This is a genomic window from Periweissella cryptocerci (genome assembly GCF_004358325.1).
In the GTDB taxonomy this organism is placed as follows: domain Bacteria; phylum Bacillota; class Bacilli; order Lactobacillales; family Lactobacillaceae; genus Periweissella; species Periweissella cryptocerci.
In genome coordinates, this window is sequence record NZ_CP037940.1 from 2,598,672 (window position 1) to 2,611,351 (window position 12,680).

The 12,680-nt window shown below is 46.8% G+C and carries 11 protein-coding genes and 1 riboswitch; of the genes, 10 read left to right on the forward strand and 1 reads right to left on the reverse strand.

Annotation, left to right across the window (positions count from 1 at the left end):
• Positions 1 to 14 precede the first annotated feature (14 nt).
• Positions 15 to 521 carry a ribosome maturation factor RimM gene (rimM, locus tag EQG49_RS11580; RefSeq protein ID WP_133364124.1) on the forward strand — a complete coding sequence of 169 codons (507 nt, stop codon included), beginning with the start codon at positions 15 to 17 and terminating at the stop codon, positions 519 to 521.
• The gene (gene trmD / locus EQG49_RS11585) at positions 521 to 1,255 is read left to right on the forward strand and encodes a tRNA (guanosine(37)-N1)-methyltransferase TrmD (protein WP_133364125.1); all 735 of its coding nucleotides are present in this window, start codon (positions 521 to 523) and stop codon (positions 1,253 to 1,255) included. Before rimM ends, trmD begins: the two co-directional genes overlap by 1 nt.
• 289 nt (positions 1,256 to 1,544) lie before the next feature.
• Here trmD and EQG49_RS11590 read toward each other — a convergent pair whose 3' ends face one another.
• Entirely contained in the window at positions 1,545 to 2,891 is a 1,347-nt protein-coding gene (locus EQG49_RS11590) for an aspartate kinase (RefSeq protein ID WP_133364126.1), read from the reverse strand.
• 222 nt (positions 2,892 to 3,113) lie between these two features.
• Positions 3,114 to 3,298: riboswitch (Lysine riboswitch) on the forward strand.
• A gap of 162 nt (positions 3,299 to 3,460) precedes the next feature.
• Between EQG49_RS11590 and alr the strand changes: the two genes are divergently transcribed.
• The 8 genes from alr (at position 3,461) to EQG49_RS11630 (ending at position 12,343) form a co-directional block, all read left to right on the forward strand.
• On the forward strand, positions 3,461 to 4,576 hold the full coding sequence (gene alr, locus EQG49_RS11595) for an alanine racemase (RefSeq protein ID WP_133364127.1): 1,116 nt from the start codon (positions 3,461 to 3,463) through the stop codon (positions 4,574 to 4,576).
• A gap of 29 nt (positions 4,577 to 4,605) precedes the next feature.
• Positions 4,606 to 5,907 carry a diaminopimelate decarboxylase gene (gene lysA / locus EQG49_RS11600; protein ID WP_133364128.1) on the forward strand — a complete coding sequence of 434 codons (1,302 nt, stop codon included), beginning with the start codon at positions 4,606 to 4,608 and terminating at the stop codon, positions 5,905 to 5,907.
• A 272-nt stretch (positions 5,908 to 6,179) separates the two neighbouring features.
• Positions 6,180 to 6,890, forward strand: a complete 711-nt coding sequence (gene dapD, locus EQG49_RS11605; protein WP_133364129.1) for a 2,3,4,5-tetrahydropyridine-2,6-dicarboxylate N-acetyltransferase — start codon at positions 6,180 to 6,182, stop codon at positions 6,888 to 6,890.
• A gap of 4 nt (positions 6,891 to 6,894) precedes the next feature.
• Positions 6,895 to 8,049, forward strand: a complete 1,155-nt coding sequence (locus EQG49_RS11610) for an N-acetyldiaminopimelate deacetylase (protein ID WP_133364130.1) — start codon at positions 6,895 to 6,897, stop codon at positions 8,047 to 8,049.
• Between the two features lie 37 nt (positions 8,050 to 8,086).
• The gene (gene dapA / locus EQG49_RS11615) at positions 8,087 to 8,968 is read left to right on the forward strand and encodes a 4-hydroxy-tetrahydrodipicolinate synthase (protein ID WP_133364131.1); all 882 of its coding nucleotides are present in this window, start codon (positions 8,087 to 8,089) and stop codon (positions 8,966 to 8,968) included.
• Entirely contained in the window at positions 8,965 to 9,669 is a 705-nt protein-coding gene (locus EQG49_RS11620; protein WP_133364132.1) for a 4-hydroxy-tetrahydrodipicolinate reductase, read from the forward strand. Before dapA ends, EQG49_RS11620 begins: the two co-directional genes overlap by 4 nt.
• Before the next feature lie 18 nt (positions 9,670 to 9,687).
• On the forward strand, positions 9,688 to 10,863 hold the full coding sequence (locus EQG49_RS11625; RefSeq protein WP_133364133.1) for an aminotransferase class I/II-fold pyridoxal phosphate-dependent enzyme: 1,176 nt from the start codon (positions 9,688 to 9,690) through the stop codon (positions 10,861 to 10,863).
• Positions 10,864 to 11,281: 418 nt separating this feature from the next.
• Positions 11,282 to 12,343 (forward strand): aspartate-semialdehyde dehydrogenase, encoded by a 1,062-nt coding sequence (locus EQG49_RS11630; RefSeq protein WP_423245966.1) that lies wholly within the window; start codon positions 11,282 to 11,284, stop codon positions 12,341 to 12,343.
• Positions 12,344 to 12,680 lie beyond the last annotated feature (337 nt).

Sequence of the window (12,680 nt, forward strand, 5' to 3'; positions counted from 1 at the left end):
TGAGGGATTAACAAGTGGATTTTTTTAAAGTAGGGACAATCGTGAACACGCACGGCATTCGTGGTGAAGTGCGGGTCATTGCGACGACGGACTTCCCAGAAGACCGTTTCCAAAAAGGCAACATGATTTACATCGATAACAAGGAACACACGGCGTTGGAAATCCAAACGGTGCGTTACCACAAGCAATTTGTCTTGCTGTCATTTAAAGACAAGCAAAACATCAATGATATTGAAAAGTACAAGGGTATGGATATTTCGGTATCTGAAGAAGAATTGCAAGACTTGGACGAAGGTGAATACTATTACAAGGATATTATTGGCGCCAACGTGGTGACTGAAGATGGTCAAGCCGTTGGGACAGTTAGTGAAATTTTTGAAACTGGTGCTAACGATGTTTGGGTAGTTAAACGCGCTGGCAAGGAAGATTTGTTGTTGCCAATGATTGACGATGTAATCAAGAGTGTTGACATTGACGCCCAAGAAGTTGTGATTGATTTGCTAGAAGGGTTGGATGATTAATGCGGATTGATGTCTTAAGTATTTTTCCCAATATGTTCAAACCAATGACGGAATCAATCATTGGTAAAGCCGTTGAAAGCGGTAAGCTGGATTTTGGTGTGACGGATTTTCGTGATTACACGGATAACAAGCACAACAACGTCGATGATACGATTTACGGTGGTGGTGCGGGGATGTTGTTGATGCCCCAACCAATTTTTGATGCGATGGATCATATCGAACAAGAAGCTGGCAGTCGTGGACGCGTGATTTTGCTGGATCCTGCTGGTGTGCCTTTTACCCAAAAAGTGGCCGAAGACTTGAGCCAAGAAGAACATTTGACGTTTATTGCTGGCCACTACGAAGGCTACGATGAACGGATTCGTGAATTGGTAACGGATGAAATTTCACTAGGTGACTACGTGTTAACTGGTGGTGAACTCGGTGCGATGGTTATCATTGATGCGACGGTGCGATTGATTCCAGAAGTGTTGGGTAACGAAGAATCTGCGCCTGGCGATTCATTTTCAACGGGATTGTTGGAATACCCCCAATACACACGCCCTGCGGATTTCCGTGGTCGCAAAGTTCCAGAAGTATTGACGAGTGGTAACCACGGTAAAATTGCGGAATGGCGGATGAAAGAATCATTGCGCCGGACGTTAACGCGTCGCCCTGATTTGTTGGAAGACATTGAGTTAACCAAGGAACAAAAGAAATTGCTCGCGGAAGTGAAAGCTGAGTTAGCTGAATAATGAACTAAGTTGAAACACATTGATGCCACCAAATATGGGCGCATTAATGTGTTTTTTGTTGTATTCCGTCTGACGTGGGGTTGAATAAAATTGGCCACTGCGTTAGTTGGTAATGGTTTTCAGATTAGAAAACAGTTGCCAACCACAGGCCGTAGTAGCATGGAAAAATACTGACAATAGAACCGCAGTAATTCGATTATTGAAAAGTACAGAAACGACAATTCCACGCTAGAATGAATAGAACTGAAAAAGCGATCAACATGAGTTGGTCGCTTTTTGAAGGATAAAATTAATTTGCTGGAAAATTGGCCGCGTAAATTGCGCGGACTGCTGCTTCGGCGAGTTCTTGTTTGACACCAATCATTACTGAAATGCGCGAGGCACCTTGGTTGAGCATTTGGACGCCGATGTTGTTGGCGGCTAAGGGGGCAATAATGTGGTCAACGACGCCGACTTTGGCGCGCATGCCTTCGCCGACAACCATGATGATTGCGTAGTCATCGAGCCATTCCAAGACGTCTGGTTTTACGGCGTCCTGGATTTCTTGCATGATATTGGCGGCGGTTTCAGCGGTTAATTGGGTTTTATCAAAGATAATGGTTAAATCATCAATCCCGGAAGGCATGTGTTCGTAGCTGACATCGTATTTGAACAGAATTTGGAGGATCTTAAGCGTGAAGCCGGCTTCCTTGTTCAAGAGATAACGGTGTAAATACAGCGCGGCGAAACGGTTTGAATTGGCAACCCCCGTGATTTCGTGTTCAATGACGAGGTCTTGGTCGGGCACAATTAGTGTTCCGGGAGCCTCCGGGTGGTTGGTGTTCTTCACATTGATGCGCACATTACCTTGAATTGCGGGAATAATCGCTTCGTCGTTAAAGACTTGAAAGCCCGCGTAGGCTAATTCCCGCATTTCTTTGTAACTCATCGTGCTGATTGGTTGGGGATTGGCGACAATATTGGGGTTCGCGGAATAGATGGCGTCCACATCGGTGAAGTTCTCATACAAGTCCGCTTGCAGTCCACGTGCCACGATTGAACCGGTAATATCGGAGCCACCACGTGCAAAGGTTGCAATCTGATTTTGTGAATCATAGCCATAAAATCCTGGGACAACTAGGTATTCATTTTTGAAGGGAAAGCGGGAAATATTTTGGTATGTAAATTCACTGACCGAAGCCGCGGCCGCTGAGCCTGTTACCATGATACCAAGGGCCTTTGGATCAGCATAAATTGCGGGCTTGCCGAGGTGGTTTAAAATCAGGGCAATCAGCATGGCGTTAAGCTTTTCACCGTGGGCTTTAAAGGCGGCTAGTTGATAGGCGGATGTTGAGAATTGCTGGGTAGCTAAAGCAATGACACCATCACTAATGCGGCTGAATTTTTCAGCGGGAAGGTCGAAGTAGGCGGCTATTTCCCAGTAGCGATTGATGATGTTATTTTGGATGTTTGGGTCAGTTGGTGCGTTGGCGTATTGAATCAATAAATCGGTGATTTTGGTGTCATCACTTGTCCGTTTGCCGGGTGCCGAGACGACTAGAACTTGCCGCTCAGGATCTTGGACCATAATCTGGATTACTTGTGCTAAGTGCGGGCCGTCAGCTAAGGAGCTCCCACCAAACTTTACAACTTTCATTTTGCTGCCTCCGGTTAATTTAGTTTGTCTCAAAAAGGAATTGCGGATGGTGCCTGTAATGTTTTCGTCTTGTCTGGCATTTTACCCACAAAGTAAATTGAGGGTCAAGCTAAATTTAAGAGAATGATGTGAAGAAGGTGTGAATAAAAAGCAAACAAATTAGAAGTTATTAATTTACATCTTGACGCGGGGTCCGAATTATCATAAGCTAGTAACAACTTAATAATTCATAGAGGTTGCAACCAACAAGAGTAATTGATCGAAGTCTACTACAAAAGGCATTGATGGTCAGTGAAAGGGGCGGTTGCCGAAAGATTGATAGATGTAGCTATTCAATTTTGGGACGTTGTTTAAGAGATGACGAACTGTCGTAGCGAAAAAGTCGGCTACGGGGCGCTATCGACAATGTGGTTTTTGACTATAGATTTTTTTATGGACAGTAATCAGAGTGTGCGTTAGTGCGAACACTTTGGTTGCTGTTTTTTTGTGGTTACAGCCAAGGGTTTGCACGAAATACATATAAATCGAACCGCCGAATTAAATCTAATAATTTAACGAGGAAAATATTCATGGTAGTAGCAAGTTTACGGCCCAGCCGTATTGAAATTTCACAAGCAGCATTTAATCAAAACATTCGCACGACGATGCAAACTAGTCATGCCAAGCACATGTTTTTGGCAGTCAAGGCAAATGGTTATGGGCACGGGATTCTGGAAATCGCGCACGCAGCAGTAAATGCGGGCGTTTATGGGTTAGCAGTGGCCGTGGCTGATGAAGCGGTCGTCTTACGGCAAAATGGAATCACGATTCCAATTATGGTGCTGGGTTATACGGAACCGCAATATGCCGAAATCTTGGCGCAACACGATATCATCGCCAGTGTAGTTAGTGCTGATTGGTTGACGGATGCACTAGATTTCTTAACTGGGAATCACGCATTGCAAGTGTCGATTTCACTTGATACAGGCATGAATCGGATTGGCATGCGGACGAAAAATGAGTTACACCGCGCAATCGATATGATTAAGGCGCACCCCAATATGTACGAATGGTTAGGCTTGATGACCCACTTTGCGACCGCTGACTCAACTGACGAAGCGTACTTTGAAAAGCAACTGGCACGCTGGCATGATTTAACCGATGATTTGGCTGAGCTACCACCAATGGTACACGTCGCCAATTCTGGGGCAGCGATGTATCATGCTGACGAAGTGCCAACTGATTTTATTCGGGTGGGCACGGTCGCGTATGGCTGGGAACCATCTGGTAAAGAATTGGCTACGGGCGAAGGCTTGGCCCCCATTTTGAGTATCAAGTCAGCTTTGAGCTTTGTTAAGCAATTAGATGGCGATGAAGGGATCAGCTACGGGCGGACTTATGAGACCGATTGCCAGCAATGGATTGGCACGATTCCTTTAGGTTACGGCGATGGCATTGACCGCAATATGCAGGGATTTGAAATCCTAGTTGGTAATGAAAAGGCCAAAATTGTTGGTCAAATAGCGATGGATCAACTGATGGTGCGCCTCCCCCACGAAATGCCAGTGGGGACGGAAGTAACGTTAGTCGGCTCAAACGGGCAGCAGTCAATTGATATTTGGGATGTGACCAAGTATGTCGGTTCGCAACCATGGGAATTTACCAATCGTTTAACGGAACGGTTACCACGCTTCCTAGTTGATTAGAATAGGCAGATAAAAGCGGGAGAATGGTTATGAGTGAAGCACAATTACAAACAAATGCGGCTGGGCACTTAAGTATTGGCGGTTATGATGCCGTGACATTAGCGACAGAATTTCAAACGCCCTTGGTAGTCTATGACGTAGCTAAAATTCGTCAACAGATTCGGGATTTTAAACAGGTATTTAATGAAGAAAATATAAATTACGCCGTTAGTTATGCTTCCAAAGCGTTTGCGACAATTGCGATGTATCAAGTGGTCGCCCAAGAAGGTGCGCACATCGATGTGGTGTCGGGTGGCGAACTCTATACGGCGATGCAAGCGGATTTCCCGATGGCTGATGTGAGTTTTCACGGTAACAACAAAGCGTATGCAGAATTAGAAATGGCCGTCGATGCCCAAGTTGGTGCGATTATCGTGGATAATTTTGATGAGTTGGCGATGCTGACGACGATTTTGGCAGCTAAAGATACGCGCGTCAATGTGATGCTCCGGTTAACGCCAGGAATTTCCGCGCATACCCATGAATATGATCAAACAGGCCAAACCGATAGCAAATTTGGCTTTGACATTGAATCGGGGCAAGCGCGCCAAGCGTTGGATTTTGTCTTAGCAAATGACCGGTTCCAGATGCGCGGTATCCACGCCCACATCGGTTCGCAAATTTTTGAAGTCACAGGCTTTGTGGCCGCGGCAGAAAAATTAGTCGCCACCATCGTCGAATGGCGGGATGCGATTGGTTATGAACCAGAAGTAATCAACGTGGGTGGTGGTTTTGGTATTCGCTATACGACTGATGATGATCCGATTCCAGCTAGTGATTTTGTTAAAGCTATCATTCAGGCAGTGAAGCAAGCAACCGCGACCAATCATTTAGCGATGCCCGCCATTTGGATTGAACCTGGGCGCTCAATTGTCGGTGAAGCTGGATATAGCCTCTATACCGTTGGGACGCGCAAGGTTGTGCCGGATTTATTGCCATACATCAATGTGGACGGGGGGATGGGCGACAATATTCGGCCAGCGCTTTATCAAGCCAAATACGAAGCCATCCTCGCAAATAATCCGCAGGCGCCAACGACGCGTAAAGTACGGATTTCGGGGAAGTATTGTGAGTCAGGCGATATTTTAGTTTATGAACAAGATATGCCGGCGGTGCAAACTGGCGATATTATCGCGTTATTAGCGACGGGTGCTTATGGCTATTCGATGGCGTCAAATTATAACCGGAATCCGCGGCCGGCGGTGGTCTTCATTGAAAACGGGGCGGCCAAGGTGGTTGTCGAGCGCGAAACATATGCGGATTTAGTCCGCCTCGATAGGAGTTACTTATAACTTTAGGTGCACTGCTGCTTCCAGTTAGGTGTATAAAGTGTAGGATACTTGTACCAAACTAACGAAACGTTTAAGGAATCTGCTTTTCGGCGTGGTGAATACCGCGATGGGAAGTGAGAATCACTTCGCTCAGTGGAAATGAGAGGGGTTAGCGCTTTAGCAGGGAACGCTGTCACTTCGCGTCGACTTGCTAAGACTACATCAGCACGAAAAACAGAATTCATGCCACACGGTGAATATTGCCGACATAAAAGCAACAATAAGGGGAAAACATGACACAATTAAATTCACAAGAAATTATCAATTTTATTAGTAATGCTAAAAAGCGAACACCGGTCAAAGTTTACTTGAAAGGGAATTTAGGGGTGTTGGAAATTCCCGAGAGTATTCAAGGGTTTATTGAAAATCATACGGGGACGATTTTTGGTGATTGGGCGGATGTGCAACCGTTCTTGGCGGCCAATAAATTAAAAATTGCGGATTACGTGGTGGAAAATGATACGCGTAATTCGGCGGTGCCGCTCCTGGATTTGAAGGGGATTAATGCGCGGATTGAACCCGGCGCGACGATTCGTGAGCAAGTTGTGATTGGCGATAATGCGGTGATTATGATGGGGGCGCTGATTAATATTGGCGCTGAAATCGGTGAAAGTACGATGATTGATATGGGAGCAGTGCTTGGTGGCCGCGCGATTGTCGGCAAGCACGCGCATGTCGGGGCGAATGCCGTTTTAGCGGGTGTTATTGAGCCGGCTTCGGCTACTCCAGTCATTGTTGAAGATGATGTTTTGATTGGTGCCAATGCGGTGGTGCTTGAAGGTGTGCGCATTGGTCAAGGCGCGATTGTTGCGGCTGGGGCAATTGTGACTGAAGATGTGGCGCCGTACACGGTTGTCGGGGGAGTGCCTGCTCGTAAATTGAAAGATGTTGATGCAAAAACAATTTCGAAGACAGGGCTCCTGGAAGCATTAAGAAAGTTGTGATGAGATGGTATTAACGGAAGCAGAATTAATTAATATTCGGCGTGAACTGCACCAAATTCCAGAATTAGCGCTAGCAGAATTTACGACAATTGCCAAAATTCGGGCAATTGTTGGGGGATTTGACCAGACGTATTTGGAAACGACGATGGTGCCTGAATTACCCACGGCATGGTTGGTGAAAGTTAATGGTAGTAACCCAGTGCGGACGATTGGCTACCGGACGGATATTGATGGCTTGCCAATTGAAGAAGCGACGGGCTTGCCGTTTAGTTCGGTGCACCCCGGGCGGATGCATGCGTGTGGGCACGATATTCATATGAGTGTGGCGCTGGGGTTGTTGAGTTATTTCGCTGAGAATCAGCCGACTGATAACTTGATTTTTATTTTCCAACCGGCAGAAGAAAGCATTTCGGGCGGGAAGCTTCTATATGATAGCGGCATTTTACAAGGTGATTGGCAGCTTGATGAAATTTATGGGCTCCATGATAATCCGAGTTTGCCAGTGGGGACGATTGGTTGTCGGCCGGGCACGCTGTTTGCGGGGACGACGGAAATTAATTTGCAGCTCACTGGTAAAGGTGGGCACGCGGCGTTTCCACATCTGGCAAATGATATGGTGGTCGCGTTAAGCAGCTGGGTGACGCAGTTGCAAACGATTGTGTCACGCAATGTCGATCCGATTGTTGGTGGCGTTGTGACGATTGGGCAAATGCATGCTGGCACGACGAGTAACGTGATTGCTGGTCAAGCGACGGCGGATGGGACGATTCGGGCGTTGGAGCAAACAACGATTGAAGCCATTCAAGAGCGCGTGCGCCAGGTTACTGACGGGATTGCGTTGAGTTTTGACTGTGAAGCCGAGCTGATTTTGAAGCAAGATGGCTATTTGCCAGTTGAAAATGATCCCGAATTAACAACTAATTTGATTGATTATATGGCGAAGACGGACACGGTGAACTACGTTGAAGTGGCACCAGCAATGACGGGCGAAGATTTCGGTTATCTTTTAGCGAAAATTCCGGGGGCGATGTTTTGGTTAGGGGTGGATAGTCCTTATTCATTACACTCCGAACATTTGGCGCCCAATGAAGCAGCAATTCAAATGGGTATTGATGCAATTTGTGGTTTCCTCATTGACCGGATGCAACAGGCGCAGTGAACGAATTAATTTGAAGAAAAATGCAATGGAGGTAAATATGAAAATTTCAGATGCAAAAATCATGACGGCGATTGTGACGCCATTTGATGTGCACGGTGAACTTGATTTAAATGCGCTCGCAAACTTGACTGAGCATTTATTAGCGCATGGTAGTGAAGGGTTTGTGATTGGTGGGACGACGGGTGAAGCGCCAACGTTGAGCCATGATGAAAAATTGCGGTTATACCGCGCCTTTGCGGAAATTATTGATGGGCGTGTGCCAGTGATTGCGGGGATTGGCTCATATAATACGGCGGAAACGATTGCGTTTGGGCAAGAAGTAGCCGCGATTGCCGGGATCGATATGGGATTAGTGGTTGTGCCGTATTATAATAAACCCAATCAACGGGGGATGGTGGCGCACTTTACGGCTATCGCTGATGCAGTTGCGTTACCAATTATGATGTACAACATTCCTGGCCGGACTGGGGTGACGATGGCAAATGAAACCGTCGTGACTTTGGCCAAACACCCGAATATTCACGCGGTGAAACAATGTACGTCAATTGATGACCTCGGCTACTTAGTTGAGCACACGCCAACTGGGTTTGCCGTGTATACTGGGGAAGATGCCCAAGCATTAGCGGCCAAAACGATTGGCGCGACCGGCTTAGTGTCGGTGGCCAGCCACATTTATGGTGATGAAATTGCGGCAATGTACACGGCCGTTGATGCGGGGGATTTTGCGCATGCGGCGGAACTGCAACGTTTTTTGACACCTCGGATGAATGCGTTGTTTATGTATCCATCACCATCACCGGTCAAAGCCCTGCTGAATGAACAGGGGCTTGAAACGGGGAGTCCGCGGTTACCAATTTTGCCGTTGGATGCCGAAGAGTTTGTGATGTTAAAAAGTGTGCTTGCAGGAGGTGCCAAATGATTTCAGTAATTGTCGCGGGTTTTCGCGGTAAAATGGGGCGCCAAGTCGTCGAATTAATAAATACATCACCAGGATTAAAATTAGTCGGCGGTTATGATCCCAAAGCTGTTGCTAGTGATTTGTACCAAACGGTTTATACTGATTTGGCTAATATTCCCGCCAATGCGGCCGATGTCTGGGTTGATTTTAGTACGCCAACGACGGTCTTTGAAAATGTGGTTGGCGCGTTGAATAAGGACATGCGGCCAGTCATTGGGACGACGGGTTTGACGGCAAATGAAATTGAACAGTTAAGTGCGCTCGCTAGCGAACACCAAATTGGCGGGTTGCTTGTACCTAATTTTAGTTTGTCAGCCGTGGTGATGATTATGCTCGCAAAACAAGCGGTCAAATTCTTCCCGGATGTGGAAATTATTGAATTGCATAATGCAAAAAAGGTCGATGCGCCATCTGGGACAGCTAAATATACCGCCACTCAACTAGAAAATGAGTCACCAGCAACGAGTGAGGTTCCAATTCATTCAGTGCGGTTACCCGGGTATGTTGCTCATCAAGAAGTGCTTTTTGGTGGCACGGGCGAGGCGCTAACGATTCGCCAAGACTCATTTGATCGTACATCCTTCATGCCGGGTGTGCAGCTCGGTATTCAAAAAGTCATGACCTCAAATGAATTTGTCATTGGCTTAGAAAATTTAATTTAAGATAAAGGGGAATCCGCAATGCCACAATTAAAAACAAATTTAATCAACCAGATCAATCAATATTTGCCCCAAATGAAGCCATCGGCGATTCGGGCGTTTGATGAAGAAGTATCGAGTATTCCTGACATTTTAAAATTGACGTTAGGTGAACCAGATTTTAACGTGCCGGCTGAAATCAAAGCTGCCGGGATTCAATCAATCGAAAATGATGACTCGCACTATGCTGCTTCACGCGGAACTGTCGACTTGCGGCAAGCAATTGCGGATTTCTTAGCACGAAAATATCAAGTTAGTTATAATCCAGCGACCGAAGTTGTTGTGACAATCGGGGCGACCGAGGCCATCTATGATGTGATTGGGACGGTGATTAATCCTGGCGATGAAGTCTTGATTCCGACCCCAACTTTTCCATTGTATGAAGCGGTGGTCGCTGTGAACGGTGGTGTACCAGTGTTCATCAATACGCAACCGGATGATTTCATTTTGACACCCGCTCGTTTAGCCGCTACTTTAGCAGAGCATCCAACGGCCAAAATGCTGGTCTTGAATTTCCCTTCAAATCCCACTGGTGTGACGTATAGTGAAACAGAATTAGCGGATTTGGCCGCTGTGATTAAGCAACACGACCTGTTCGTCTTATCAGATGAAATTTACAGTGAGCTCGCTTATGATGCGGCGCACACGTCGATTGCTAAACTGTTGCCTGAACAAACAATTTTAATTAACGGGGCGTCAAAAGCGTATGCCATGACGGGGTACCGGATTGGTTTCTTGACGGGTCCGGCGGAATTAGTCACAGAAATTGCCAAACTACACCAGTTTGTGGTGACGACGCCAATTAACAGTTCAATGGCGGCTGCTGCTAAAGCGTTTGCGGATGGGGATGACGATATTGCGGAAATGAAGCAAGCATATCAAAACCGCCGGGACTACTTAATGAAAGAACTGAGTACGCTAGGTTTTGGGGTTGCCAAGCCTGAAGGAGCCTTCTACTTGTTCGTTAAAATTCCCGCGCAATTTGGTTCGGATGACGAAGCGTTTGCGCGCCAACTTGCGCATGAAGGAAAACTTGCTTTGGTGCCGGGGCATGTGTTTGGTGCCGGTGGTGAAGGGTATGTGCGGTTATCATACGCGGCTAGTTTGGAGCATTTGCAGTTAGCGGTGGCACGTTTGACGGCTTTTATTAAAGGTTGATTGAGTGATTTGGTGGTTGGTTCCACTTCGTGCCTGGAAATTGCTTGGCGCACTGCGCTGGAAGCACATGTTCAAGCCAAAGGGCGGTCTTGAACAACTCGGACAAGCTGGGACTCTAGGGGATAAATCCCCAAGACTCCTCATCTCATCCTCAGCGGAAATATGTGCTGCACACATATTCCCCCAGTCGCGGTGTAAAGGCTGCGCCCGCCAAGCAATTTCCAGCCACTTCGTTGGTTTTCAATAAATCACTGACTAGCTTTAATATGGTAGTTACACATTATTTGGCGGAAAATTCCGCTTTCTTGGAGTAATGGTGTAGTCGAGTATGCAGCCTGTAGCACTGATCAAATTAGAATAACATTGCCAATTCTTGCGAATAAATATGATAGTACATTAAAAGAAAAAGGGGTAGCTGATGGTAGGATATAATGTAGCGATTTTAGGGGCCACGGGAGCGGTTGGTACGCGGATGATTGAGCAGCTTGCGCAATCTTCAATTGAGGTGGCGAGTTTGAAATTGTTGGCTTCAAAGCGGTCAGCTGGGCAAACCCGTGAATTTAAGGGGCGCACGCTGATTATCGAAGAAGCGACGCCGGATAGTTTTTCGGGCGTGGATTTGGTATTTTCTTCAGCGGGTGGGTCTGTATCAGAAGCTTTGCTGCCAGAAGCGGTCAAACGTGGGGCGGTCTGTGTGGATAATACGAGTGCCTTTCGGATGGATCCGGCTGTGCCGTTGGTGGTGCCTGAGGTGAATGCGGATGATTTGAATTGGCATCACGGGATCATCGCTAATCCGAACTGTTCGACGATTCAGATGGTGGTGGCGTTAGCGCCGATTAAAGCGCAGTTTGGTTTGGAACGAGTGATTGTTTCTACGTATCAAGCGGCTTCAGGTGCTGGGCAAAGTGCTTGGAATGAATTGAACACTGAAGCACAGGCACATTTGAATGGTGAAACGATGGATGCGCACATTTTGCCGGCGAAGGGTGACAAGCGGCATTTTCCCTTAGCGTTTAATTTATTGCCGCAAATTGATGTCTTTGAAGCGGATGGTTATACGCATGAAGAATGGAAAATGATTCACGAGACGAAGAAAATTTTGTTGGGTGATATGAATGCGAAGGCGCTCAAAGTTACGGCGACATGTGTCCGCGTGCCCGTTGGGATTGGACATGGAGAAACTGTGTATTTTGAAACGAGTGACGAAGCGGTTACGGCTGCGCAAATTCAGCATGCCTTAGCCAATGGTGCGGGCGTCGTGTTAGAAGATGATCCAGCCACCCAAACATACCCAACGCCATTGACGGCAGCTGGCAAGCGTGAGACGTTTGTTGGCCGTGTGCGTCCCGACCTTGAAGTTGATGGGGCGTTCCACATGTGGGTCGTTGCTGATAACTTGCTCAAGGGTGCCGCTTGGAATGCCATTCAAATTGGTGAAACCTTAGTGGCACGTGATTTAGTGCGAGTGTCAGCGTAATTAATGACGTAAATGAGTGAAGCTTGTCCAATTTGGGCGAGCTTTTTTTGTTCTATTTCGTTTGACGTAGAATTTATAAAATGTGATAGATGTAGGATGTCACTGCGTGCCAGAAAATCACATTGTGCACCGAGATGGAAGCACATGCCCAAGCCACGTGCTTATGCCTGAGATACGGCAACGCAAAACATTCCAGCGGTTTGTTTTCAACAAACAACTGAATCTAATCAAAACCCGATTAGATTAGCCTTCCAGGCTGAATGTCTGTCTTGGGCAATTCGGGATAGCTGGCAGTCTAATGGCTAAAGCCAAAAGACTGCTCATCTACCCTCAGCGA

Bases quoted from the DNA above. Each gene is read 5' to 3' on its own strand.
- trmD (WP_133364125.1), top strand. From the start codon at position 521: ATGCGGATTGATGTCTTAAGTATTTTTCCCAATATGTTCAAACCAATG.
- EQG49_RS11590 (WP_133364126.1), bottom strand. From the start codon at position 2,891: ATGAAAGTTGTAAAGTTTGGTGGGAGCTCCTTAGCTGACGGCCCGCAC.
- alr (WP_133364127.1), top strand. From the start codon at position 3,461: ATGGTAGTAGCAAGTTTACGGCCCAGCCGTATTGAAATTTCACAAGCA.
- lysA (WP_133364128.1), top strand. From the start codon at position 4,606: ATGAGTGAAGCACAATTACAAACAAATGCGGCTGGGCACTTAAGTATT.
- dapD (WP_133364129.1), top strand. From the start codon at position 6,180: ATGACACAATTAAATTCACAAGAAATTATCAATTTTATTAGTAATGCT.
- EQG49_RS11610 (WP_133364130.1), top strand. From the start codon at position 6,895: ATGGTATTAACGGAAGCAGAATTAATTAATATTCGGCGTGAACTGCAC.
- dapA (WP_133364131.1), top strand. From the start codon at position 8,087: ATGAAAATTTCAGATGCAAAAATCATGACGGCGATTGTGACGCCATTT.
- EQG49_RS11620 (WP_133364132.1), top strand. From the start codon at position 8,965: ATGATTTCAGTAATTGTCGCGGGTTTTCGCGGTAAAATGGGGCGCCAA.
- EQG49_RS11625 (WP_133364133.1), top strand. From the start codon at position 9,688: ATGCCACAATTAAAAACAAATTTAATCAACCAGATCAATCAATATTTG.
- EQG49_RS11630 (WP_423245966.1), top strand. From the start codon at position 11,282: ATGGTAGGATATAATGTAGCGATTTTAGGGGCCACGGGAGCGGTTGGT.